Raw genomic sequence first — 25,017 nt, forward strand, 5'->3', positions numbered from 1 at the left:
AATGTATGAACAAGCCTATACATCGGAAATTGAGAACGCTAATCCATTTCTGGCGTAGTTACTTACAAGTTTCCTAAAAAATTAATTCACAAGTTGCTTTATCTATATAGTTCCCACTTCATTGGTTAAAAGTAACAAACATTACTTTTAACCAATGAAGTGGGGTCACAGTATAAAAAAAAGATGTTATGTACATTAAGGAATCATTTGAGCTAATGGGGGTTCAGCCGGGATACCTGTAAGTGCGATTGCCTTACTTAGCTACTCATCCATCTGGGTACCCAGATTTTTGACTTTTTCTAACGCCTCTACTACACCAACTTCATCAGCTAGTCGGATAAATGCATTGGCTAATTCTTCTAACAAGTCGCTCCTATCCACCTCTACCCCCTCGTCTGCCAAGTCCATCAGCACTCGGTTGATCTGTCTGCTCAATTTTTTAGGAATGCGAAAAGTGGTTTGGGTATAGTCGGGATTCTCACGCTTGGCTAATTTATCTTTATCCTTTAACTGTTTAGATGACCGGGTTACTGGCTGTTGAGGTTGTTGGGTGGTTGAATTCTCAGGTAACTGGGTTTTTAGCTGTTCAGATAGCTGATTTTCTGGATATCCAGGTGTTTGGGCGGTTGGGTTGTCAGATATTTGACTTTTCACCTCTTCAGATAACTGGCTTGAGGATTTTTCGGTTGGTTGAATATCTAGCTGTTCAGATAGCTGGCTTTTTGGGTATCCAGGTAGTTGGGTTGTCAAATTTTCAGGTGGTTGATTTTTCACCTCATTAAGTGGCTGGCTTAATGATTCTTCGATTAGTTGAGTATCTAGCTGTTCAGATGGCTGATTTTCTGGGTATCCAGGTAGTTGGGTATTTTCTTGTGCTGCCCCTAAGACCTCACTAAATCGGCTCACCCTTTTATTGCTTGAATCACTTCGTTTTTTATTTCCGTCCAATCCCGCCATGCTACTTTGCCCCCTCGAACCTTATAAACAGGAACTCCACTAGTCACCGCATCCTTATAAGCTTTGTAAAATCGAATCCCACGACTCAAAACAGGATAACCTTGTGTTAAGAGTGCTGACATTGCTTCCTGTCCATCTCTTTGAGGCGGCGGCGGAATCATTGTAAGTAGGACTTTCCAGTTTGTATCTGGTGGTAAAGATTTAGCCATGAGTGCCATCGCATCCATGCTCAACAAATCTGGTGGAGTTGGAACGATAAGTAGATCACAGCCCCTTGCTAAATCCTCCACTTCCACATCATTAGGGCGGGCAGGAGTGTCAAAAATTATAAATTCAAACTTCTGCGTTCGCATCAACTTTGCTGCTTCCTTTTCTCCGCAGACCTGAAATGGTAGTCCCCCAGGTCTGGCCCAAGTGGTTGCTGAACGGTTCGGATCGGCATCAATAACTAAGGTTGCCCCATCATCACAAAACAGTGAGGCGAGGCAGATAGCTGAAGTTGTTTTCGACACTCCGCCCTTAAATGAGCTAAGAGAGATGATTGGCATAATCTCCCCTTATAAAAGATGGAAAAATCATATCGCACTTACACACATAAAATGTGGATGTATGAATATTTGGGTATCCAGGTATTTATGCAGCCTAAAATGAGAATTTGCGACTCAAGTAAAGTGTTGATGCATTGTGAAGCTTATTTTTCGGAAATGACAACCTGACTTACGGTGTCTCCCCAATTGAAGGCGTTTCTTCATCGGCAACGACCAAATCCACGCCACACCTCGTAGCCGCCAGAGCTAACCTTTGATCAATCGTTGCCAACGGCAATCCCAACCGCAACGCCAATTCTAAGTAAGCTGCGTCATAAGCTGCTAAACCTTCCTGTCTCCCCAGCGTCAGGGTTGCACCTAATGCGTTTGCATCTGTAGCCGTATCAACCTGGATCAACAGAGACTGTAACAAGGTAATAGCTTCTGATGATTGATCAGTAGTCATGCGGTTACGCCGTTCAGCCACCAGTAGGACATTAGCAATCTCCAGTGACCAAATCCCCGGTACAAATGCTTCAGCATCCGGCATTATTGCTAGTATCGCATTTGCAGTGGGGTTATTTTCATCTACCAAACACCAGCTAATTGCTACAGAACAATCCAAAACAAACTGCATTAAAATCTTCGCCCCTCTTCAATCATAGAGCGGATTGACGTTTTATCTAACGCTACTTCTCGCCGCAGTTGTTCCATTCTGGCAATTGCATTACTTATCGATTTTTTCGTTGTGGGCTTTCCCCAAGCGTTATATTGTGCTTGGGCTTCTGAAGATGTTGCAACTTCTGCATCAGCTAACGGCTGTATAATCACCACTATCTCAACATTCGTATCTTTAAAATCAGTGGGTGTCTGGATTTGCAATATACCATCTGCCCCAATATGCGATCGCAACTTCATCGTTTCCATGTCGGCATTCCAGAACTCATACTTAATAAATTTGGGAAGTACCTTAATTATGCTGTTACTTTCCTCACTAGAAATAAAAGCATAATATCGCAACCTGGGTACACGGCTAATTGAATGTACAAATATCTGGGTATCCAGACATTTAAATACCTGAGTATTCAAATGTTTTAATCAGGTGTATACTGACCATGTTTCTAAACAACATATTCATTGCTACTAGAATGCTCTATGACTTTGCTCATGTTCTATTGGCGCAAGCTGAATAACTACCCTTTGATTGAGAGCGTGAGCGATTTTTTGAAGCATTGAAAGGGAGTGTCCCTCGTAATCAGCATCTTCAAGGCGTGCAATCACAGGCTGTTTTGTACCAACAAGTTCAGCAAGCTGTTTCTGTATTAACCCCGCTTTTGTTATAAAGAAGCGAAATGTGGGTTAAAGTGGTAATCGACCTGTAACTAATCGATATAAGAAACGAACGATTCCACCTAGAATTGGCAGCTTGAGCAAGCGTTGGCGTAGCTGCATAGTTGTAGAGTTGTAAAGAGCAGTAACCTCATTCTGTAATTGGCTATGTTCAGCTTGCAGTTGAGCAGACTGTTCTTTTGTTTGTCCATTTTCTGCTTGCAATTGATTAACCTTTAGCTGAAGTTGCTGAAACTCAATTTGTAATTGGCTATATTCAGCTTGTTGTCGTTCAGATTCAATCTGCAAGTGAGAAAAGCTGGCTTGCAGCAGTTCGTATTCTCCATATCGAGGTGTCCACCTATATAAATAACCTGAGACAGCTTTCGCCTCTACTTTGGGGTCTATGAGTTTTGCCTGATGACTGGCGATTGCTTCTCGATACAGAGCCACAATCTCGTTGACTGTGGCATTAAGTCCAGCCGTTTCACGAATTCGCCGAGAAACCTCAGCAGCATCATCAGAGTCATATCGAGTAATTTCTCTAACTAGCACATCCGGATGCACAGGTTCTTGGAGTGTGCGAATGCCAAAATTGAAGCGTCTAAGTTGGCTCATTTCAGTTGCTGTCACCATTGAACCAGCACCCCTGTAGTCACAGAGAATCACTGCACAACCAACCGCCATTGCTTCCAAAGCACATCTTGCCTTTGCAAAAACTAGGTCGTAGTTGCCAAGAACCTTTTCTGGATGGATGCAGACATTGCCTACACTCGCTCCAATTACATCTAAAGCAATACCTGTACGGGCACATGCTTGTTGGACTGCTCGTAGATATGTGTGTTCGCTAGCCTGGTTGCTAAATACTAGTGCCCGTTTGGGAAATTTTGGCAGCGAAGGACGCAGACAAAATTTGTCCAAATCAACGGAATTATAGATAACCCGAACACGATCTTCTGAAATGCCATGCCTGAGTATTAGGCGATCGCGACAGGTGTAATCAACGCCAACATAGTATTGAATGCGAGGAAGTAAAGGTGGATGATCGTGCCACGCCAGCCAATCATGACAAAAAAATATCCCTGGCACTTCTGGAAAATGCAACAGAGCTGTCACCGTCCCTGGATGATGATGTCCGTGAATAATGTCCGGGACTGCTCCTACTGCATCTAGGTTATCTACCACAGGAACTGTAGCTACACGAAGTTCTTCTACTATGGAGTTTGTTTGAGTCGATGCACCCAGATGAGTGCAGTAAACAATAGGTGTGTGCCCTTGCTTGAGTAACTTGATTGCCAAGTCTCTTACATAAGTTTCTGTTCCAGACCGTGTGGCAAGGGTAATGTTAGTAATTAAAACTCGCAAACCACCCATTAGCTCAACCTTTTGATGTAAGTCCAAAGCGTTTCAGCCAATGGGTAGACGTGTTCACGATAACGCAGCACTTGCTGAAACAAGCCAGATGCAACTTTTTTTTCGCCGTACTGTTCGTAAAAAGGTGTTCCTGGCATCTGACAATCATTTTTACCACGAACATGGATTCGGCTAAAACACTCGATTCGGAACGCTTCTATTCCAAATGCTTCGATTGCAGAATTCACTTCAGCAGCAATCTCATCATATGCCTGGGCAGTCGCTAGTTTTCTTGCCAAGGCATCATCATTTAGCGGCAGGCAAATCATTTGCTCAGAGAATGGTGCGGGGAAGTTATCTGGTTTCCCACTCAGCAAAAAGTCAAAGTTATCAATTTTATGTCCTCTTTTAAGCAAAATCTCTACAGCAGCATTGATTATTAGGCGACAGATATCATGAGATGGATTGTAGCCTTCTACTGCGTCCCCAATAACTAACTCCACCCTAAGCTGAGTGAGTATGTCAACTAATTCTTCAGTCAGTCTAATAAATAAATCAAAGTCTCGATTTAGAATTGCTGCATAAACTTGTTTATCTGAAAATCGACCATAAATATTACCTTGTTTTGCATTAACTTTTTTTAGAACTTTTGTAGTTGAGTCTAGCCTCGACTTGCCTGAATGCCCGGAGCCATCTGTTAGAACGAATACAAAGGGGCGAGCTAACTCTAACCAGCCATGAACTCTAATCTCGTGTCCTGGATGGGCAATGATTAGGGCGCTGCAAGAGGTAGTTAGACAATCGCTAGGTATCATTCATTTCTATTTAAAAAAGATTTTTGGCTATCTATATCAGTGTATACTCACGGGGAGTATAACGTTTACCAATTCGCTGCACAGGTGATTTAGTCAAAGTTGACAATCATGTTATGCTGAAAAATCCTCAAAATTTTCAAATTGACAATATCTAAATTTTTAGGTCTTTCCTAAATAAGTTCTGATATTGAATCGCTCATCTGCTTTTGCAAGCGCTGGCGGTTATCGTCGTACTTCAAAACCGTTTGGACTTGGGCGTGTCTGCTGAAACGCTGGGTAGCGCGGTAGTTGCCATTGTTCAGATCCAATACTGTGGTAATCGCACTGTGGCGGACACGATGCGGTGACATCTTCTTAGTAATTCCAGCTTGTTTACATAGCCCATCCACCAATCGCCTGATTGCCTCCCCGGTTAATCTCGCTCCATTCTTGTGGTAAGCCAGCACGGTGAAAAGCGGGTCATTGCTACGTTTTTTCTTACTGGCTTTGATCCAACCTGCGATTGCATCAACCGTTCTGTCCGATAGGTCAATAACTTCCTTCTGGCTACCCTTGCCTTTACCCAGAATTTCAAGAGTTTTTTCTTTAGCGTTAAAATCACGCACATTTAGATTGACTATTTCCTGACGACGCAAGGCATTATCCCAAAGTAACCGCATAATGGCATAATCGCGCTTGCCCTTAAGGGTGTTGCGGTCAACCAACGCTATAACTAAAGCATAGTCCTCGGCTGGAATGCCCATAGTGTCACGGTAGGTTTCGACCTTCTCACCTTTGACATCATCCAGGGAGAAATTGCAGACTCCCAGCCGCCGCCCCATCTCAACCATTGACTTGATAGCACTGAGACGGCGATTCACCGTAGCTTCAGCCAGTTTTTTCTTAATCAGGTGCGCTTTGTACTTGAGAACCACCGCGACGGCATGACGCTGTTCCAGGTGCAGAAACTCTAGAACCAAATCCCGGCTGGGTTCTTTCTTAACAACGAACAGAAAAAAATCTTTCAAATCTTTTTGGTATTCGCGCTTGGTGTTCACTGAACGCTTATCACCAATCAACTGCCCTATTACGTCGGGGTCATTTTCTAGAGAAAAATCTTCTCCGATCGCTAACGCCAAGGAGTTTTCCAGAACACTTAGATTTTCGGGGTGGATCGATGTCATGGTTTTAAGCAGGGGAGCAGAGGGGCAGGGGAGCAGGGGAGAGAAGATGTTTAATTTTTGTTCATCAGCCAAGGGGTTGGGTTGTTAATCATATTGACTAAGCTTCCTAGAACTTGGTTGTAAATTCCATACAGTTCTCGACCCGTATTAACGTCTAAATAATTACATTTAACAGCAAACTCTATCCACGTTTGAGTTTCAGCCGCCTCAGCCTCACAGTCATTTAGCTTGGCTACAAATGCCCCTTCGTACCGACGTTTGCGCCAAGCCTCCGCCAAGTTAGCACAGATAGAACGTGATGACCGACGAATTTGGTCGGTCAATGAATATCGTTCCTCGACAGGAAACTTTTTCGACACCTCAAATATTTTCATCGCGGCATCAAACGCCGTTTGATAGACCTTTAAATCCTTGTGATTCTTAATTGCTTCTTTTTCCATCTCCCCTGCCCCTCTGCTCCCCTGCTCCTCTGCCCCCCTGCTTCCCATCTTAGTTGTAAAGGGCGTGTTTATTACTCTAAGTGGTGCGAAAAGTTCTATTGTCGCACTATGTGTGGAAACAGGGGGGAGTGGGGTTTGAGGAGTTCTTGTCAGTTTATTAACATTGATTGAGGGTGATGAAGAGAAATTAAATTAGATGAAAGTGTAAGGGCTGACGATTTGACTAAGTAATAATGCTGCTTTTGGTCTGGATATTGTTGGTTGTTTTGAGCGGGAACTTGCATCGGGAGCCAAAACTTGAGTCAGCTAATGAAAGATGGCTTTTAGGCTGATATCAGTTTTGCTATCAAAATTGTCTTTTACCGCACAGGGTCAGGCATTCGGCGATTACGGCGGCGCTCGATGCCACTGATGGGAATATCAGAAAGGTGCAGAAGTTGAGCCGTCATGCTGACCCGCGAACACTGATGATTTATGATGACAATCGGAATAAAGACCTGTGGGAGATGTCGGAATTATTGACGGGTATGTTGAAGAAGTCGGAGTGAGAAAAATTAATCAATTCACTAATTAAGGCGTTTAGATTGCTAATTTAGGTCTCCGATTATACCGAACACAGCAGAAAATTTTTCAGAGCTGCACACCGAATTTAATTTCTCTCACAATATCTACAACTATTATTGGACAATACTTGGCTAGCTAGTGATGTTGACTGGAGGCAAGTCAAAAATACTGAGAACCTCAGACGATAGTCAAGAATTAAGCATTGCTAAAAGTTCTTCTTTTCTTTTTTCTAAGAGAGAGATTTTCCGGTTCAAACTTCGGATTTCTGTATTGATTTTCGATAATTCAGCTTTGCGCTTTTGAGTTTTTAGATAATCCGACCCATATTTTTCAATGACAAAATCTTCTACCTCATTCCTTAAGAGTTTGAAGCAGGGATTTCCATATAAAGTGTTGTGCCGATATTGCAATTTTCCTGATTTGATAGCCTCAAGAATTTCTGCTAGATCAAGGTTAAATTCTTTTTGGGCTGTTTTATCGCTCAGAGTAGCTCCCTTTTGCCCCCAAGGGTAATTGTCTTCTTCCTGATTCATATTTGACTTGATAAATTTAAGAGAACGAAGTAAATTCTATTTCCATATCTCACTCATTATTTTGTAACTGTATTTGCAACTCCCGTATTCGTTCCACAGTTAAACCTATAGTATAGATAGTTATAGAAGGATGAAATCCGAAAAAACTGGATGTGGGCAAGCTAAATCGGGGTAATGAGCATGGCTAAAACTAAGAAATCAGAAAACGTTCCCAATACGATGCAAGGAAAGTTCGATGCAATTGTAGGGATAACGGATGATTTTGCCAAACAACGCTTGAATGATGAATATGCCCAATTAATTCGCTTTGCGACAGCAGCTCTGTGTCGGAAGAGGCCATCTCCCCTGGCAAGCGGTAAGGAGAAAACTTGGGCTTGTGGTATTACCCATGCTATTGGTATGGTCAATTTTCTCTTTGACTCTTCACAAACACCCCATGTTAGTGCCAAGGAAATCTACGATTGGTTTGGTGTCAGTCCCAGCACCGGGCAGTCGAAATCAAAACAGGTACGAGATATCCTGGATATGCGGCAGATGGACCCTGATTGGTGTCTGCCGAGTAAGTTAGATAAAAACCCGATGGCTTGGATGATTTCTGTGGATGGATTTATCTTGGATGCCAGGTCTGTCCCCCGAGAAATACAGGAAGAAGCATACGCACGGGGTTTTATTCCTTATATTCCGGCTGATGGCAAACCGTCCGATATTGATGGGGAACAAACATCACCCCATCAAAGTAAAAAGCAAGTATCACCTCATCAAAATAAACCAGTTAACTCTTCCCCGGATGCCCTGTATGTACTAGATGTGTTTTTAATTGACGGTCCGATAGCGGAGAAATTTATTGCTAAAAATCCAGTCATATCCCGAACCATTGAGATTAAAGGTAGCAATACCCTGGAAGACCTACATAAAATTATCTTCAAGGCATTCGATCGCAAAGATGAGCATATGTACGAATTTCAGGTGGGAGGTCGCGGACCACAAGACCCTAATGCAAGACGGTATGGCTTGAAACAAGCATTTTCCAGTTCCGATTTTACAGAAGCTCCTACGGGGGAGGTGTCTAGTACCCCAATTGCTTCCCTGGGCTTATCTATTGATGATGCTTTTGGTTACTGGTTCGATTTTGGTGATGATTGGTGGCATCAAATTAATGTAACCAACATCGCAGACAAGGCTCCAGAGAGCAAGTATCCTAAAATCACCGAGCGGGTTGGGGCTAGCCCTCCTCAATATGCAGATTTTGATTAACAAAAAGCAGATATAATCCACGCTAAAGTGAGTTTCTGCCTTGCTTTCTACAATGCTCAAAAAACCACTCCCAATGGCTGCGAGTATATTATCACCATCCCATATAAAAATGATGAAGACCTAGACAAACAAGTTTATGATCTGTTTGGGGAAATGGACTCCCATGCTGACATGGATTACTGCTTTATCGAAATCGATGCCCATGAGATTGGCACTGATAGGAGTTGGTGATTATTCAACCGCATATAACGATTACACTTTTTAGCATTATTTTTCTAATCTTCTAATAATAACTAGCTAATTAGAGGGCTGATTTATTATTGGTGTCTACTAGACACATTGTAGACACTTGATAGACACGCGGTGTCTGTGGGGTCTGCGGCTGGTATCACCAGTCTATGCTGTAGGCGATAGCTCTAATTTTTTATTGCTTGTCAACTTTCATCTTTATATACCTCGCTACGATGTCCGACTTCCACAACACTTACCAATAAAACATCATCGAAAATATCGTAGATAACGCGATAGTCGCCTACTCTAATTCGATAGGAATTTTCTTCACCTTTTAACTTTTTTACTCCGTTGGGACGTGGCTCTATTGCTAAGTCATCTATTTTGGTTTGTATGCGGTCTTGCAATTCTTGAGATAGTTTTCTAAACATTTTTCTCGCACCCTTGGTAAATTTAACTTCGTAGATCACGCTACGTCCTTTTTTCTTTCATTAGCGATTTCCTTTTTCATGTCTTCCCAGGCGATAAGACTATTATTTTCTACATCACTTTTAGCAGCATGATAGGCTATTAAATCGTTTTTGTCCTCTTCATCTTCGATTTTTTTGAGTAGTGCGTAAATCTCCTCTAAAGTACTGTCATAAGATTGATGTAACAGTACGTTGATTGCGTTGATTAACTGTTCGCGTTCGTGTTCGGTTTTCATTTTTAGACCTCTTTAACTGTTAATCATCTAAATGTAGTGGCTAACGTATATAACAATCCTATCCTACGGACAGTGAAAAGCGGACATTTAATAGACACTTGATAGACATTTGGTGTCTGCGGTGTCTGCGGCTGGTGTCTTCTCGTGTCTATGCTGTATAAGGCTTTCAAGCTTTAGTGTCTGTAGTGTCTGGAGTAGGCGTGTCCGCGAAAAAAGGGGGTTTTGGGAGTAGACACGCGGACACAGAAAGCGGTTAAATTTGATTGAGCTTGATAACACCCTCGGCTATCCAGTCTGCCAAACCTGCCCCCACAATTTCGTACATCCAGCCCTTTATTTGCTCCACAGTGAATCTCTGTGAGTTCACTTTAAAGTTGCCCTTAAACTCTCGAACATCAGCCTCTATTCGCTCAGTTCTGGTGAGATATTCATACAGTTTTTGCGCCATTGTTGATAGTTTGGTTTTTTCATCTTGGGTATCACCTGCATTGCTACCAAGATTAATTTCCAGTTCATAAATGCGCTCTAAAGTAGATTTATCTATGGGGGGATTTGGGTTAGATTGTGCTGCTGGTACAGTGTCGCTAAAATCAGATATTTTAGCTGTCATAGTTGGCAGATGAACATCAAGCCATTCGTTGGAACTGTCGAGTTTTACCTTAGCTTTACCCGTAGATTTGGGCTGTAGTGTAATTGGATCTACTTGGGCCAAACATTCAACTTGCAGCATTTTAGAAACAAGATTATGTAATCCCTTAATCCCGAATAAACACGTCTGAGTATTGTTATGAGATACAACAGTTAAAGGCATCTCTTGTTTACGGCTTTTAGTTAATGCCAGCTTCCCGAATTTCTCTAACAGTTCAGTATCCTTGATAAAGTCGCCGTAGCTGGTGACTTCCTCACAGATTAGGGATAAAGCTTTGCCTTCAGACCAAAGTTTCTGCCGCCATTGCTCCTCACTTAAGGATGAATTGTTAAAGGTTTTTAACCGTGATTCCAGTTCACTAACGTAATCCCGGATCTGTTGTTCGATATCCTCCCAAGAGTGGTAACTTTCAATCCCTCGCCATTCTGCGCGGTTGCTGTCAGGGTCAAGCACAACCACTCGGTAGCCTGTCTGTTTTTTCTGTTTGGCAACGTAACGAGCCAGCCAAGATTTCCCGCCTCCCTGGTTGCCCCAGATAAGGGCAGTTTGTTTAATTAGGTTTTGTACCCATGCCGTTTTATTGTCCTGTGGTGCGATTGCTCCTGGCTCTGCCCCAGTAACCTTATCGTTGGGGTCAATCGTCCCCTGTAAAGTCTGACTACCTTGTAGATAGGGCGTTTTCATCTCACGCAACAGCAAGATGTACTCTGCCTTTTGTTCCTCGGTCATCCCCGCCGTCTGCGCTTCAAAGAGGGAGTCTTGAGCTTCCATCTGCGTAACTTCAATTTCCGTGTGGGCGTAAATCTCTGCTTTTTGGATATCAATAGTGCGATCATTGGCGACTAGATCCAAGTCGGCTTGTAGTTGGACTTCTGCGATCGCAACGTCTCGGTAACTCTCTAGTAACTCGGAACGTGCGGCCATCTCTGCTCTTGCTGCGTCCCGTTTTTGGGCGATGTCAACAAAAACTGCTCTCTGCTTCTCCTCATACTGGCAATGGCGCAACATCCACCCAGCAAGGGCAAACCCCAGGAATCCCCCAAACGCCCAAAACGGTTTGTATGGGTTGGTCGCTTTCACCAGCCCATTAACCCCCATAGCTGGGTCACGCACAACTTGGCGGGGCATTCCATCACTCTTCCACTGTGACCAATAAAATGGGGTCATTCTAAAAGGTCTGTTATTCTGATCCTGACATACCAATTTTTTCTGGGGAGTCCGAACGCAGAAATAAATGCGGTCGCTTGACTCCCCTTTCCACGCCATCGCAGCCGAGCTAATTCCTACAGTCAAACTCAGCCCAATTGCAACAGCTTTCTTGTCCATTGGCAGACGACCAAACCACAACATTAAACCCGATTGTTGCGACTCGGATAACTGTTTATGTTTGTCACTTAAATAATTCATTTACTTCTCCTGCCACCAAATAGAAAAATCATTAATAGTGCTACGAATATCGCCACACCAGCACCACTCGCCCAACTTGAATAATCAGCAGTTTTGGGCTGATACATCTTTTCAATTGAAGTATTAGCACTAGCAGTAGAAGTTCTCGCTTCATTCCACTCACTAATCGGTTCACTAAGCGCACACAATAACGCTAACGATGCACTGCAACCAGTCATTAAATTAGTGACGAAACTGTTAAACCCTTCACCCGTTGCAGTGGCAGTAAAATACAGGTGTGCAGTACCCACTGCAAGAAACATTCCAACTGGGTGAACTTGTAGCAGATGAAAAGTAAAAATCACTGCACTGTTTAGGCAACTGCCAGCGACAATTTCACAGGCATTACCAGCACGTCTAAATGTCCTACCTCTGTTATTTTCTGGTAATGGTTGCGGTTGTGATGGTCGCTCTTGTTTCTGTTGTTGTGGAGTCTGTGCCAGCCCTTCAAATGAAAAAGGGCTGACGCTATGAGGATCTTCATTTCGTTTCCTTACTAGCATCAGCCTTACCTTTTAACTAATTACTTATCGGTCGCCCAATTTGTTCCACAAGTTACCCAACATTGCACCCCAACCGCGAACTGTTCCTGTTGCAGAAACACTTGATGCAGGTGCAGAAGTTTGGCTAGTAACTGGTATCACTTCCTGGGGTGTTTGATTGGGTTCTAATGCCCTTGAGCCGTACCGCGCACGGGCTAAAAGTTGTTGTCGTTTCTCTCTTAATCCCGTAGTGATTGCCTGTCTTTCAGCTTGCACAACTTGCTTATTTTCTATACTGCTGATTTTGTTTTCATGCCGCCAAAGTTCAGCTTGTAAATCTTGATGCAATTGGGCTGCAACTTCAGTTAAAGCGTGTTTACGTTTCTGGTCAATTCGCAACAAGTCGGCTCTATCTTGGGCATCTATTTTACTCATCTCTGAATCAAATTCAGCGTTAAGTTTACGGATTTTACCAATTGCACCTGCTACATGAGAGCCGTATTGTTTACGAAGTTCAGTCCAAGTTACTTGCCCTTTGGTCAACTTCTCCATCGCCTCAAAGACGACCTTGGCGTTGTCTAAGAAAGGCTCTAACCTATCTGATAATTCTTGGGCATTATTGGCATAATCCGCAAATTGTTCGAGCTTATTTATATCCGAAAGATAGCCCAGAATATCAGACTCAAATCCTCCCCATGCTTGTGCTTTTTCATCAATATGGCTTGCATGACCAACTACCGGATTGCGTATTGCAAAGTCCATTAGTGACACTCCTAAAATGATATCTTGACTATATAAGCTTGATATTTCATCGCTGATACTTCAACTGATTGACAATTGCCTCAATCAGCCCTAGATGTTCCCCAATTAAAAGGTTTTCGTTGATATCCTTCATAACTGGGGTCATTCTCTGCTGTGCTTGAGAAGCTGGATAGCTACCCACCATTTTGATTTCTGTTTGCAGCAAGTTATTTGTCAACGAGTGAAGTAAGAAAAGCTTTTCAAGGCGATTTAGTTCTTTAAAAGTGCTACCAAATTCTTCTTGTAATTCATCCAAAAGCGAACCATCCCCCGTTGTGAATGAGCAGTAATATCCGATTGGTTTAGCCATCCTATTTAATAAATACTCCGTTGACTTTGGCAGACTTCCACCCCTCTAATACCTTCCAGCACTTCATTGATTGTGTTGATAGCATCACCTAAAAACACATCATTAGTAGTAGAAAAATATCGTGACTGTTCAATCCTTTTAAATTCATTGGAATTATTTACTTTCATCAGTTCGGATAAACAGTTTTTGAGAGTTGAGGTCAATTCTTGGTTGTTCATGATACCTCGTAGCTTGATTTTTGAAACTAGAAACTAATAAATAACTGCTGAAGAAAAGGATAGTGAAGATAAGTGCGATTGCAGTGGTTTTATATGCTCTCTCGATACGTGCAATCGCGCCTAGCAATACTAAGAATCCGTTAGTTCGTTGCTCGATGAGAGCAGCAATTTTGGGTCATTATCCCAAGCCTCGATTTGTTTAACTTCTTGTGTCAGATGGGCAGTAGAAGCGCTTTTAAAAGATGTTAGAAGTTTTGGTGCGGTTGTTCCTAAGTCACCCTTGCTAAGGCGCATCATCACACCTTGAACTACCTTTGCACCAATGTAGTTAACCATCTCATTTTCAAGATTCACAATGACCGAATCAAAGTCCCCTGCCACTTGTTCACCCACATTTTGACCTGCTGCTTCACTTGCCGAAGTTGGTTGCTTTTTATCGGTTGCTTTCTTGTAGCTCATAATAATCCTCCATGTGATTTTTTATTCTTGAAACTGCGCCTTCGTATTGAAAGCGCTCAACTAATTGCTGAAATTGAAATAAAGCCTCGATAGTTCCTCGGCTGTAGTATTGATTTCCTGAAATAAAGTCAAAGTTTTTTGGTTTTGTTAGGAGAAGACATTTTAAATATCTCCAACAAGTAATTCGACTGATATTAAGCAACTCTCTGACTCTTTCACTGCTTAACCCATCTATGTCAGAAGGAAGTAGGGTTGCTAAGTTTTTTGTTTTTATCTGGTTAAAGTCTGCAACAAGCATGAATCAAGTGTGAAATATTTCATATTTGTTTCTCGGATGTTTCACACTTCAAATAATAAAAAAACCCGCACGAAGCGGGTATACAAAATAGTGACAAAAATTTCCTTTAATTTTAAAAAAAAATGGCGTAATTGATTGACCCTAGTTCTTCCCATTCTTTATCAATTCTCTCCAAAATCCATTTCACGTAGTTTGGAGTTTTACACATCCAATTACGGATTGTCCGGGGGTCACGGTCAAAAAATCCACTCAACATTCCTTTCAGGCGACTTTCTTCAGTGCGATCGCCTTTCGCCCATTTGCACACGAATTCGAGTAAAGTCATAGTTGCCCTCCATTGGCTCAATCTTTGGTGGGTTGGAAGCTCCCCGGTGTCGCAAGCACCGGGGGCAATTTGGGTATATTATCATGTTTTTGAGTTTCTAGAATAATTGTGCCAGCATTTAGGGTAGAATGAATGCTACAACAGCAATAAAAGTTATGAAATGGCTTATCAGTTTAATCTGTCCTACTACTACATAACTCAAGAACACGATGATTACTTGACTGCTTTTAGCGAGGCTTCTGGCGACAGCCGCCAAACCTTAATCATGCAATATGTGCGTGGTTGGCTAGGTCGAAATCGCTCTTACTATGAAGCTTTGGCAAGATTGGACGTTGCCAAAAGAGGGATAAGTATTGATGAGTGGGTCAGTACAGTTGTTAGTCAAGGATTCGATGCCTTGCCTGATTACAAGCAGCCAATAATAGATGGGGAAATCTCCCAAAACCCGCTAGGGCATATAATTCTGCCTAGCAATACTATCAAGCGAGAGAGCAACTATATCTCGCTAACTAAACAGAATTTTGTTTTGTTGAGAACCGCCATTCACTTTGATGGAGGGCGGATTGCTCATTTTATCTCTAAGGTCATTTACGAGCATCTGTTAAGAAACTGGCAGGCACTATATGCCAACCAAGTCTCGGCAGAAACATCAAATAACTGGTTATTAGGAGGAGAAAAATGATAACTACACCAACAAATGAACTAACGAAAGAGCAAATACAGAAAGCAATTGACTTGATAATCGACCGGATGCCTCAACAGACAGAACTACATCAGGAAGCCCTGACAGCATTCCGACAAGGCAACTATGCATTAGTTAAACGACTTGCTGCATTCAATCCACTTGATCGATATTGCAAAGCATTGAGTTTCATGGGCGGAGCATTTAATCCGCAGGCTATAAGCTCCGGGAACACCTTCACGATTCTCAATGAGAGCATTCTAAACGTGGCTGAACTCGCCAAAGAGCGCACAGCTACAGAGCTTGGCGCAGATATTGCACAAATATTTAGTTGATACTGAAGTGCGATCGCCATTGTGACTCCTAACAGCGATCGCACTTCATTAGGTTGAAATATTTTCAAAAAATAAATTGATTACATCACAAAATAATAAAAAAAGACAGAAAAGCTTTTCAGTACAGTGATACAAAACAAGAAAAAAGCAAAAATTAACGCTCCCTTTTTGCTCTCAATCTGTTAATCTAGTTTTCAATTAGTATGCAATCTTATATACACAAAAAAAGATTGCTCTTTTCATAAGCCTGTATCAGAGGCGAAAAAAGCAACTAACCAAAAAATATTAAAAGTTTAATTTAGTCAATGGTATCACATTGATTGTCGGAGTTGTAAGGTTAATTGCATTAATTTCTCGCTCTTTGGCAGGCTACTAACCCTCGCTTTAAAAGGTTGTAGTCATGACAGATACATTCACTCCGATCGCCACTTTTGACATCCGCAACTTCCAAGACCAACTAGAGCCAGCCAAGGAGAAGGGCAAGTACATCTGCCCAGCTTGCGAGGGGCATAACCTATCCATTGTCCCAGAAACCGGGAAGTACAGATGCTTCAATAATTGCGAGTGCAAAGATATCCGAGAGGCGATAAAACCTTGGAATGAAGTGCTGGCGGAGCGACAAAAGACTAATTTCAATGCAGCACCAAACAAAAACCCAATCAAAGCTAAGACGGTCAAGCCCAAAGCAACATCAATCCCCCTTGACTCAAGCTTGGTGATGTTGACCCAAGCGGCGACTGACATACCCCAAACTCAAAACATAACTTGCAAGCTCCCAAAGGGAATACCAGGGAATGCAACACAAACAATCTATCCTTACTCACAAACCCAATGGGTAATTCGCTATGAATGGGCGGATTACATCAAAGAGAAGGGAAAAGATAAATCCTTCCGCCAATGGCACAGACTCCCGGACGGCACACCAGAGATGAGAAAAGGGGATGAACCCTGGAAAGCTTACCGCATTGATGAAGCGATCGCCGCCGCTAAATCTGTAGCAGGAACCCCGGCACTACTCCAACACGAAGGCGAGGGATGCGTTGAAGTTGGTCGCTCACATGGTCTTGCTGGGATTACGTTTCAGGGCAGTGCATGGGATAAGAAAACAATTACCTCGGAATATCACCGCGCAATTGAAGCAGGCATAGGATTAATCGTTTTTCTGCACGATGCTGACGACACTGGCTTAAAGAAACTCCAGACCTGCCAGGACTGTGCCGACGAGGTGGGGATTGCATTTATTGGAATTAACCCCCACGACATCTGCCCCGATTTACCATATAAATCAAGTGACATCAAAGAAATCTTGGGGCAGATGGAAACACCAGAATTTATCCGCAAGCTAGAGCAGGAGATTCACGCGGCTGTGGCGCAGCGATCGCAAGCGCAACAGGCAGAGGTAGATATCATTGATGATGATGACCAATCCCCTGTTGTAGCCTTTACTCAGCAAGCTTTTCAAGCTCTCTACGGAGATAAGAACTGGATTTGTGCTGCTGATAAGCTTTACTTCCACACTGGCAACCACTATAAACACTCTCCAGATTCCGCAGAGCGCAAAAGAATTTATGACTTTTGCAATTCCTTTGTGGTCGAGAACGAACAGGGTAAAAAGTCTTGTCCCTATGCTTCACCTAGTTCAGTCAAGAAGGTTTTGGAATGGGTAAAAATGGGGACAGAAATTGACCCAGAACTAATCAATCCTCCTGGCGTAAATTGCACTAATGGGATAGTCAGGGTTGAGTGGGAAGGGAGGGATTTTACAATAAGATTAGACCCGCATACGCCCCAGGACTACTTCATTTATGAACCGTTAATTGAATATGACCCTAATGCTGACGATACATATTGTGAGCAACTTTTAGCTTGCTTAGACAAGCCACAACAAGAAATATTTCTTAGAAATATTGCTGCATCCCTTGACCTTCAAACTGTTAGAAAATTTAGAGGGAGAGAGGTAAAAGCAATGTTTGCAATTGGTCTTGGTTCTAATGGTAAAGATGCTCTGCGCGAATGTGTATCAACCATTTATGGGAAAAACGGATTAACTTCTGTTTCTTTGGGTGACTTTCAATCTTATGACGAAGGCAGAAAATTCGGACTAGCCCCACTTATATATAGTCGAGTTAACTGGGCTTCTGAAAACCCACAAACATCTAGGATTGATAGACTTCAAAGTTTAAAATTATTTGTCACTGGAGATACACTACATTGCGAACAGAAAGGGAAAGACCATATAGAATTCTCTTCTAACGCAATAGGTATTTTCAACTTAAACGAGACTCCCGCATTTCAAGGCGTAATACAAGCAATCAAAGATAGGATTGCAATTTTAGAATTCAGGAAAACCTTTGTAGATAATCCTTCGCCAAATAATCCAAGCGAGATAAAAGGCGACCCCCGATTCCGCTACGACCCAGAGTTTATTAGAACGCATGTTGCCCCCGCATTCCTAAATAGAATGCTAAAAGCTCTCAGCAACCTTGTAGAGTCAGGTATCAATTATGAATGCACAACCGACGCTTTCCACAACCTTCAGAGAGAGAATAATCATCTTTTTGACTTCATAGAAAGCGCAAATATAGGTTATGTGCCTGATGGGGAAATTACCGCACGGGCTTTATGGTCAATGCTGGAACAGCACTATATCCATAATGGAACGCTGACCATAGATGAGGGCAACCGCAGAACGTGGATCGACCAAGTTCGTCCCAGCGATAAAAACGTGAAGGGCATCAATCAAATAATCCCACGCATCTCTCAACTTTTCCCCAAGGCTATCAAGGGAACTAAGTACTGTGACATTGCTAAAAGAAACATTCCAGTACTGAAGGGTATTGGCATTTTGGAAGTTACCCGCACCACAATAGACTCAACCCGCACCACTTCCGCACCACTTCCCGCACCAGAAACCTCGCAAAATCAGGACTTCCGCACCACCCGCACCACTTTTTCAGATTCCCAGGAAAATAACATTGAAGAGTCAGAAATGAAAATTAAATCGCTTCCTATCCCAATGGAAAAAGAAGAATATGCCACCTCAACTGGTGCGGGTAGTGCGGAACCCTTGCAAAGTAAGGAAAACTGCTGCGGTGAGTTCTGCGTCACTGGTGCGGATCAACTAGAAAGTGGTGCGGGGGAGTTGCCTAGCGAGGCTGAGAACTCATACTCACTGTTGCAGATCGAAAAAGACGGCGGGAATATCGCAGGGTTTATTGGTTGTCAAGTTGAGGTGCGATCGCTCAGTGGCGCAGTCAAGTTCGCTGGTGAAATGATTAACTGTGACCCCAGGAATGGAATTGTGACCGTAGCAGCCGAGCAGGGCAACCGAGATGCACTTCTCTGCGAGACTTTTGTGATTGGGTGATTGCAAAAAACTGGATAAGTTAGCCGATGCCAACGGGGGGTGCGAAATTGCATTCTAATCATCTCCGCAGGTGCGATCGCGATTTTGGCTAATCTTGGGCTGGATGCTTTGCTAGGTGAGCTTTCGTCCCGATGTCGAGATAAATCCATTTCCCGACATCTCTCACAACTGGAGACAACGCCGCCGCCGATTTCAGGGTTTTTATATTTCCTTGTAAAGGTAAAAATTTCTTTACTTAGCGACCCCCGTCGCAAATTGCATCTGGACATTAAGCACCATAAGGGTTTAAATATGAGGGGATCGCTTCTCTAATGAGAAGTAAAATTAATGGAAACCATAATAACCCATAGAAATGAACACCAAAAAGAATAATTTATATAAGATCCAGCTAGCCGAATTAGCATTAAAAGACGGAAGCCCAGCAAATAAAACCGTTGAATTTGAATTTGAAAACCACGATGATGTCTTTGACATAATTGAATTGGTAAAAACTAAAAAGCTATTTAAAGACGAAGCCAAGGCTGTTGAATTTGGGATAGGACTGAAAATGTTCAGCGAAGTACTTATCACTAATCAAGACAAAGATTTTTTTAAAGCCCTGATGCCAGCATTTGGTGCGTTTATGAAGGGATTGAAAGCCTATAACCAGGATTAGCGCATCTCAAAGCCTATTGACAAGCGGACTTGCGTGATCAGCAATAAGGTTTGAAACAAAGTGGCGCTATCAGAGCTAGGGTAAGATTTAATCCATCTAACCCCCACTCTCCGCCATAAACCGAATAACCCGATGATTCCCTACAGCGATCGCCCCTCCCCTCCTCCCCAATCCCCTTCCCCACTCGTGCTGTAAGTGGGGTTAATTTTGGGATTCTAGGGGTGTGTACTCCCTTGGCTGTGGATTTCCCTCAAGTTGGTGTAGGGGATTGTGGGGTGCGTAGCTTGTCGCCGTAGGCATCTAAACCCCCACCCCGCACCCCACCAACCCCACCCCACACCCCATAGTCCCAGGAGCGATCGCATTTAGTTGAGAGTGCGATCGCTTTTGAACAGGCTAATCTGAGATTGAATGTTCTACTGTAGGCCCTTTTAATCCCATGTCGATTTGTAGTTCTACACCATTACTAGCCACAGGTGACAACATCGCCAAGCTTGCCGCCGCTCCCAAAATCTGAGCGTCAGACACTTCTAAATATCTCTGCAACTGTTCCAAATTTCGATGCCCTGATATTTCCTGAATAACTCTCAATGGAATGCCAGCATTACTCATCTGGGTAAGCGCGGTACGCCTAAAGCTATGGGTACTCACGCCAAAAATATCTACCTGCTGACAAGCTGTTTTCAGTATTCTAGCTGCTGAGTCATGGCTGATATGTCCGTTACTGCGACCGGGAAACAGATAATCATCTCCTGCCAGTGGGTAGTATTCAACCAGTAAACGCCGTAGTCTTCAATCACTGGGATTGACCTAGTGGCAAGTTTCCCTTTGGTGTTTGACTTTCTAATGACAAACTGCGGTCTAACGTTGCCCTTGGATGTGTAGATATCTTGAGTTTGTAGCGTACAGCATTCGCGGATACGGCAAGCACTAAATAGGCAGACACCGAACAAAGCGCGATCGCGGTCACTGTCTAAGCCATGACTGAAAATTAGCTGTATCTCTGACTGCGTTAGAACTTTGGCGCGTCCGTGCCTGTTGATTTTCATTACCAGACTGTAGACCCTGTAATCCACAGCCTACAACGAATTGACACCTGATTAGTCAGAATTGTTGTTCTGCTAGGCAAAGCGGGAATAATAGGTTTATTCTCTAAGCGTTTTAAGTTTAAGGAAATGCTTAGTAATAGTACAAAAAATTATTGACAGTATGATTTACTATGGGTAACTCAAAAAAGTTTGCTTTTGTTAATGATGCAGCAGAAAGAGAGTACAAAGATTTACCAAAGGACGTTCAAACTGAATTTGGAATTAATTTAAGAGCAGTGCAGGACAATAAAAAACCATTTCTACCAATCGAGTACTTAAGTAATATAGGAGGAGGTGTTATAGAACTTAAAATTAATGGAAGTCCTGCTTTTCGATGCGTGTACATTGCAAAATATTTAGATACTGTAATTGTTTTACACTCTTTTGAAAAGACAACGAATGGTGTAGATAAGCAAGCGATGAAAACAGTAGAAAAAAGATACAAAGAGCTACAATCCGAACTCAGAAATCAACAGTAACTATGCAGCTACAGGTACTTTTTGAATCTGGATTGAAGCTTCTTCTGAGCTTCCAAAGGTAAAACTAGCCTTAAATCCTAGCTTATCTAGCACAGAGAAAAGTGCATCTAGAGTTAGTTTATCAATCTTGCCATTTACTATGTCTGAGATTCGTGGCTGGCTTACTCCTAATATTTCTGCAAATTCTTTTTGTGTGTAACCCGCTTCTTCCATGATGTCTCTAATCATGATCGTCAAATCGGCTTTTAAAACAGATTTGCTGGCGACTTCTGGAGTCTCTGTTGCGTGAAAGGGGCTTTCGTAGAACTTTAAGGCCACGATTTTACTTTTGCTAATATATGGGATTACTATAGTTATACAAAATTTTATATATTCTGTCAAACTCTTTTTCTGGTATCCAGTTCCTTCCAACCCCCACCAGCAGCCACACCCCAACCGCACCACCCACCAACCCTGCCCCATAGTCCCAAGAGCGATCGCATTTGCCTGTCTTTTGAAATACCCGTGCTATAAGGCTCTATAAAGGGCTGGTGCTGGATTACATAGGAATACCCATTTTTATAGTTAGTGCGCTGTAATGGCTGATTTTAGGCATGGTCACGGACTGATAAGGCTTCCACGCATCTACACCCATAACCCCAGGAGCGATCGCACTTTGGCACTTCTTCCCTGCACAAGGCGTTGCATCCCATAGGAGGCTGTTGACACTCTGCTAGCTCATATCCATCCTGTGCAGTTGTTCTTGCATTCTTTTATAGGTAAAATAGTATATTTAATGCAAGCTGTAACTATTGCTGGGTAAGGCTTAACGGGTATCAGTCATTGTTGAAAATCTGCACAAAACTCAACCAGCTATCAATCAGGGCTAAACCAGCCCAATAAGCTTACTGTGCAAGGGTTACAGTCATTTGCGGCTGTGCAGGGAAAGAAAGGTGCGATCGCAGTTGCGGAGATGGAATTAGTTATCAGAACTAGCGCTCTGGTAAGCTAAATTCTCATAAGTAAATATTAAAAAATATCAAGCGACTGTACAGTTCACTCTCTTGATCGCTGACTATTAAAGACTCAATTCATCATCCTGCTGCTGCTGTTGCTGCTGCTGTTGCTGCTGCTGTTGCCCATAATCGAGTAGCTGCTGATTCCAATCACTAGCCTTGCACTTGATCCGCTTGGACTGTGGCAGTAGTTCCTTAACAACTCGTGCAGCTGCATTACCAGAATCGTCCGAGTCAAAAGCCACTTGTAAATTAGGAATATTCTGCAATTGCTCTACTGGCAAGCTTTTGGGATTATCTACCGCCATGTACAAAGTTTTATTGGGTGGCACGTCGCCTCTAAGCTGATATTCCAGCATGGCAAAAGACACGGCATCGATGGGCGATTTTAAAAGCACCACTTTCTCTACAGGTTCAGTTGGCTGTCCGCCTAAGCGGAAGTGAAACCAGCCCTCACGCCTAACTGTTCCTTTCTCGTAGCCCTTAAACGTGTTGTTCTCGCCCCGTGTCCCCCGCAGGAATGCTCCTATTGCCTGGGGTTCTTCGCCAAGATTCCGCATGACGAACACAGCGTTTTGCTGATCATCAGCGTAAACTAGCCCCCTCTTATGCAGAAGTTCCACAAAATTTTCAGGTATCCCCCGTTTCTGGGTGAGGTAGTTGGAGACAGAAGACCACTTGCTTTTTTCCTCAACAGGTAGCTGAAACGGGGTTCGTGGTTCAGTCTGAATAATGTCAGCAGCCCTGTTCTTAACGTGAGCGATCGCTGCACGTTCTACACCCGCTTCACCAAATCGCTCATGTAACCAGACAACCGCCTGCCGAAAATTGCAGTTGTTAACGTGCATCACTAAATCAATCGCACCACCTGATCCCTTTTGTTGATCGGGGGCAAAGTCGTAGAATTTGGGCCCATCTATATTAATGATGTGTCCGTGACCCCGCCACCGCTCACGCTCGTAATCTAGCCCCAACTCCCAAGCGACATCTGACAATTCCAAGTCGCGCAGTTGTTGGGTCTTTAACTCAAGCGATCGTACAATTTCTTCTAGCCGTTGTCGTTCCTTCTCGCTGGCTCTTGCCCGTTGCTCTGCACTCTCTAGTCGCTCCTGCATGAAAGCCCGGTCAGCCAGTTGGTGGTTGAGGACATGGAATTGGTGATCATTCTGAATCCGGGCAACGTAATTTGTAGCTGATTCAAAAGGTTCGGGTTCAAGTTTTTTATTCGACCAGACGGCAGTGAGTGGTTCACTATTAACAGCTTGGTAATATTCCTTTACTTTGGTGTGGGTTGCCTTACTGCCCTTGACCCCTCGTTCAATGCCCAAAGGAGCAAGTGCAGCAGCATAGCTATCTTGGAGCTTGGATAACTTAATTCTTCCCTGTCCACCTCTGCCGCCAAACATCGCGTCATGACTGACTCTCCCGGTTTTATCATTCAATGGCACGATGTAAGCGTGGATGTGTGGGGTACTTTCATCTAGGTGAAGTTCTGCCCTGACGCACTTTGACCCATAGTTTTGAGCCAGCCAGTCACGAGATGCGATCGCCCATTGCTGCATCAGTGAATCAGACCACTGCCCAGAAAGAGATGGATTATCGGGGCGGAAATATTCAGGTGATGCCGAGAGAAACATTTCAGTGCATAACACTGCGTCCTTTCGGGGTAGATGCTTGAGGGTGGAGATTTTCTCTTTGACTATCTCTTCTAAAGAGCGTGAGTCTTCTCCCCCAATCAACCGGACATTCTTTCTAGTTGGATCTGCATTGGGTGTTTCTCTATTCCTTAACACATGGTCATCACTGCCAGCGACATTGCCAAATGTTTTTAGTTTCTCAATTCTGAGAATGGTCAGGGGCGACATAGAGGATTTATAGTACAAATGCAGCAGTTTGTATTACTCACGAACCCGTAGGGCGAACGGCGGTTTCGTGTCATGAGCGCAGCGAAGGATGGCGCTAGCCACCCGCAGGGCATGAAACCATAGTGAGTATGGTATACATTATACCCCTGCCCTCAATCCACTTTTGGGGGAGAATCCACCAGGAGCATTTCACCCAAATACCCCTCAAATTACCCCAATTAGACCCAATTGACTGTCCTTTGACTGTCGTTGATTTTTACGGGTAGGCACGAAAACGACTGTCATTTGACTATCCTTTCACTATCAATTGTGTATCGTTGGGGTAATCTTGGGGATAAATGGGGGTATTTTGCCACATGGGAGTTTTTGTATCAAAGTACACTATGTCCAGAGTGTGACAACTGAGTTTTGTCACTTGTTGTCACTCATTAGACTACAAGAATCAAGCTGACGGGTTGAAGAGAGTGAACTGTACAGTCACTTTTGTCGTGATTGTGTAGTTCTTCAGTAGTATTTTTTGATGGCTCTTACTTCTGCTTCTGCTTTTCAATTTTGACTCTCAACAAACTTTCCGCCAAATATGGCGTACTGTGCGTCAGAAAAAGATGGATTAGCGGGCTTAAAAACTTTTAAGCGAATTTCAGGGTAATTGACCAATTATTGGGAGCAAATGGGAGACTTCTTATAAGTA

29 protein-coding genes and 2 pseudogenes are annotated in these 25,017 nt (G+C 43.1%); 8 read left to right on the forward strand and 23 right to left on the reverse strand.

From position 1 onward, the window contains the following. Positions 1–261 precede the first annotated feature (261 nt). The 9 genes from ACYTXL_RS32160 to ACYTXL_RS32200 form a co-directional block, all read right to left on the reverse strand. Positions 262–906 carry a hypothetical protein gene (locus ACYTXL_RS32160; protein ID WP_461922026.1) on the reverse strand — a complete coding sequence of 215 codons (645 nt, stop codon included), beginning with the start codon at positions 904–906 and terminating at the stop codon, positions 262–264. Next, on the reverse strand, positions 903–1,505 hold the full coding sequence (locus ACYTXL_RS32165) for a ParA family protein (protein ID WP_461922027.1): 603 nt from the start codon (positions 1,503–1,505) through the stop codon (positions 903–905). The genes ACYTXL_RS32160 and ACYTXL_RS32165 overlap by 4 nt, the downstream gene beginning before the upstream one ends. A gap of 169 nt (positions 1,506–1,674) precedes the next feature. Further along, complete coding sequence (locus ACYTXL_RS32170; protein ID WP_229498293.1) at positions 1,675–2,121, reverse strand: type II toxin-antitoxin system VapC family toxin; 447 nt, start codon at positions 2,119–2,121, stop codon at positions 1,675–1,677. Next, positions 2,121–2,411: a hypothetical protein gene (locus ACYTXL_RS32175; protein ID WP_461922028.1), complete on the reverse strand. Its 291-nt coding sequence runs from the start codon at positions 2,409–2,411 to the stop codon at positions 2,121–2,123. Before ACYTXL_RS32175 ends, ACYTXL_RS32170 begins: the two co-directional genes overlap by 1 nt. 216 nt (positions 2,412–2,627) lie before the next feature. Continuing rightward, positions 2,628–2,825, reverse strand: a complete 198-nt coding sequence (locus ACYTXL_RS32180; RefSeq protein WP_461922032.1) for a helix-turn-helix domain-containing protein — start codon at positions 2,823–2,825, stop codon at positions 2,628–2,630. 18 nt (positions 2,826–2,843) lie between these two features. Next, complete coding sequence (locus tag ACYTXL_RS32185; protein WP_461922029.1) at positions 2,844–4,187, reverse strand: glycosyltransferase; 1,344 nt, start codon at positions 4,185–4,187, stop codon at positions 2,844–2,846. Continuing rightward, a complete protein-coding gene (locus tag ACYTXL_RS32190; RefSeq protein ID WP_461922030.1) occupies positions 4,187–4,981 on the reverse strand; it encodes a hypothetical protein in 795 nt (264 codons plus the stop codon). The genes ACYTXL_RS32185 and ACYTXL_RS32190 overlap by 1 nt, the downstream gene beginning before the upstream one ends. A 170-nt stretch (positions 4,982–5,151) precedes the next feature. After that, positions 5,152–6,144: a tyrosine-type recombinase/integrase gene (locus ACYTXL_RS32195; protein WP_461928149.1), complete on the reverse strand. Its 993-nt coding sequence runs from the start codon at positions 6,142–6,144 to the stop codon at positions 5,152–5,154. A gap of 50 nt (positions 6,145–6,194) precedes the next feature. Beyond that, entirely contained in the window at positions 6,195–6,584 is a 390-nt protein-coding gene (locus ACYTXL_RS32200; protein ID WP_461928150.1) for a four helix bundle protein, read from the reverse strand. Positions 6,585–6,946: 362 nt separating this feature from the next. Here ACYTXL_RS32200 and ACYTXL_RS32205 point away from each other — a divergent pair. Next, positions 6,947–7,132: pseudogene (locus ACYTXL_RS32205) on the forward strand (tyrosine-type recombinase/integrase); the annotation flags it as partial. A gap of 204 nt (positions 7,133–7,336) precedes the next feature. Here the strand turns inward: ACYTXL_RS32205 and ACYTXL_RS32210 are convergent. Then, positions 7,337–7,681, reverse strand: coding sequence for a hypothetical protein (locus tag ACYTXL_RS32210; RefSeq protein WP_461922167.1), 345 nt, complete (start codon positions 7,679–7,681; stop codon positions 7,337–7,339). Between the two features lie 180 nt (positions 7,682–7,861). On the opposite strand from ACYTXL_RS32210, the gene ACYTXL_RS32215 reads away from it, so the two are divergent. Next, a complete protein-coding gene (locus tag ACYTXL_RS32215) occupies positions 7,862–8,935 on the forward strand; it encodes a DUF6398 domain-containing protein (protein WP_461922166.1) in 1,074 nt (357 codons plus the stop codon). 27 nt (positions 8,936–8,962) lie between these two features. Continuing rightward, positions 8,963–9,166 (forward strand): hypothetical protein, encoded by a 204-nt coding sequence (locus tag ACYTXL_RS32220; RefSeq protein ID WP_461922165.1) that lies wholly within the window; start codon positions 8,963–8,965, stop codon positions 9,164–9,166. A 203-nt stretch (positions 9,167–9,369) separates the two neighbouring features. Here the strand turns inward: ACYTXL_RS32220 and ACYTXL_RS32225 are convergent, their stop codons facing one another. From ACYTXL_RS32225 to ACYTXL_RS32270, 10 genes are all read right to left on the reverse strand, one after another. Then, positions 9,370–9,636, reverse strand: coding sequence for a type II toxin-antitoxin system RelE family toxin (locus ACYTXL_RS32225; protein WP_461922164.1), 267 nt, complete (start codon positions 9,634–9,636; stop codon positions 9,370–9,372). Then, complete coding sequence (locus ACYTXL_RS32230) at positions 9,633–9,872, reverse strand: hypothetical protein (RefSeq protein ID WP_461922163.1); 240 nt, start codon at positions 9,870–9,872, stop codon at positions 9,633–9,635. The genes ACYTXL_RS32225 and ACYTXL_RS32230 overlap by 4 nt, the downstream gene beginning before the upstream one ends. A gap of 253 nt (positions 9,873–10,125) precedes the next feature. Further along, the gene (locus ACYTXL_RS32235; RefSeq protein WP_461928151.1) at positions 10,126–11,928 is read right to left on the reverse strand and encodes a P-loop NTPase family protein; all 1,803 of its coding nucleotides are present in this window, start codon (positions 11,926–11,928) and stop codon (positions 10,126–10,128) included. Continuing rightward, complete coding sequence (locus ACYTXL_RS32240; RefSeq protein WP_461928152.1) at positions 11,925–12,470, reverse strand: hypothetical protein; 546 nt, start codon at positions 12,468–12,470, stop codon at positions 11,925–11,927. The genes ACYTXL_RS32235 and ACYTXL_RS32240 overlap by 4 nt, the downstream gene beginning before the upstream one ends. Positions 12,471–12,494: 24 nt before the next feature. Next, positions 12,495–13,211 (reverse strand): hypothetical protein, encoded by a 717-nt coding sequence (locus ACYTXL_RS32245; RefSeq protein ID WP_461922685.1) that lies wholly within the window; start codon positions 13,209–13,211, stop codon positions 12,495–12,497. A 46-nt stretch (positions 13,212–13,257) separates the two neighbouring features. Next, positions 13,258–13,560: a hypothetical protein gene (locus ACYTXL_RS32250; protein ID WP_190944680.1), complete on the reverse strand. Its 303-nt coding sequence runs from the start codon at positions 13,558–13,560 to the stop codon at positions 13,258–13,260. A 5-nt stretch (positions 13,561–13,565) separates the two neighbouring features. Beyond that, entirely contained in the window at positions 13,566–13,778 is a 213-nt protein-coding gene (locus tag ACYTXL_RS32255; protein ID WP_461922684.1) for a hypothetical protein, read from the reverse strand. Between the two features lie 129 nt (positions 13,779–13,907). Then, positions 13,908–14,237, reverse strand: coding sequence for a hypothetical protein (locus ACYTXL_RS32260; RefSeq protein ID WP_461928153.1), 330 nt, complete (start codon positions 14,235–14,237; stop codon positions 13,908–13,910). Then, a complete protein-coding gene (locus tag ACYTXL_RS32265) occupies positions 14,212–14,535 on the reverse strand; it encodes a hypothetical protein (RefSeq protein WP_461928154.1) in 324 nt (107 codons plus the stop codon). The genes ACYTXL_RS32260 and ACYTXL_RS32265 overlap by 26 nt, the downstream gene beginning before the upstream one ends. Positions 14,536–14,647: 112 nt before the next feature. Continuing rightward, positions 14,648–14,860: a hypothetical protein gene (locus ACYTXL_RS32270; protein WP_461928155.1), complete on the reverse strand. Its 213-nt coding sequence runs from the start codon at positions 14,858–14,860 to the stop codon at positions 14,648–14,650. Between the two features lie 160 nt (positions 14,861–15,020). Between ACYTXL_RS32270 and ACYTXL_RS32275 the strand changes: the two genes are divergently transcribed. From ACYTXL_RS32275 to ACYTXL_RS32290, 4 genes are all read left to right on the forward strand, one after another. Further along, positions 15,021–15,542 (forward strand): transposase, encoded by a 522-nt coding sequence (locus tag ACYTXL_RS32275; protein ID WP_190944683.1) that lies wholly within the window; start codon positions 15,021–15,023, stop codon positions 15,540–15,542. Beyond that, complete coding sequence (locus ACYTXL_RS32280) at positions 15,539–15,877, forward strand: hypothetical protein (protein ID WP_190901452.1); 339 nt, start codon at positions 15,539–15,541, stop codon at positions 15,875–15,877. The genes ACYTXL_RS32275 and ACYTXL_RS32280 overlap by 4 nt, the downstream gene beginning before the upstream one ends. 400 nt (positions 15,878–16,277) lie before the next feature. Beyond that, positions 16,278–19,244: a DUF5906 domain-containing protein gene (locus tag ACYTXL_RS32285; protein ID WP_461928156.1), complete on the forward strand. Its 2,967-nt coding sequence runs from the start codon at positions 16,278–16,280 to the stop codon at positions 19,242–19,244. A 352-nt stretch (positions 19,245–19,596) separates the two neighbouring features. Then, positions 19,597–19,899 (forward strand): DUF3861 domain-containing protein, encoded by a 303-nt coding sequence (locus ACYTXL_RS32290; protein ID WP_461928157.1) that lies wholly within the window; start codon positions 19,597–19,599, stop codon positions 19,897–19,899. A 396-nt stretch (positions 19,900–20,295) separates the two neighbouring features. Here ACYTXL_RS32290 and ACYTXL_RS32295 read toward each other — a convergent pair. Continuing rightward, a pseudogene (locus ACYTXL_RS32295) lies at positions 20,296–20,948 on the reverse strand (tyrosine-type recombinase/integrase). Positions 20,949–21,118: 170 nt separating this feature from the next. Between ACYTXL_RS32295 and ACYTXL_RS32300 the strand changes: the two are divergent. Further along, positions 21,119–21,466 carry a type II toxin-antitoxin system RelE/ParE family toxin gene (locus ACYTXL_RS32300; RefSeq protein ID WP_392476347.1) on the forward strand — a complete coding sequence of 116 codons (348 nt, stop codon included), beginning with the start codon at positions 21,119–21,121 and terminating at the stop codon, positions 21,464–21,466. Here ACYTXL_RS32300 and ACYTXL_RS32305 read toward each other — a convergent pair whose 3' ends face one another. After that, positions 21,467–21,847 carry a helix-turn-helix domain-containing protein gene (locus ACYTXL_RS32305; RefSeq protein WP_461928158.1) on the reverse strand — a complete coding sequence of 127 codons (381 nt, stop codon included), beginning with the start codon at positions 21,845–21,847 and terminating at the stop codon, positions 21,467–21,469. It abuts the gene before it with no gap. 676 nt (positions 21,848–22,523) lie between these two features. Further along, entirely contained in the window at positions 22,524–24,326 is a 1,803-nt protein-coding gene (gene mobV / locus ACYTXL_RS32310) for a MobV family relaxase (RefSeq protein ID WP_461928159.1), read from the reverse strand. Between the last annotated feature and the right edge of the window lie 691 nt (positions 24,327–25,017).

This window comes from Nostoc sp. (genome assembly GCF_054880495.1).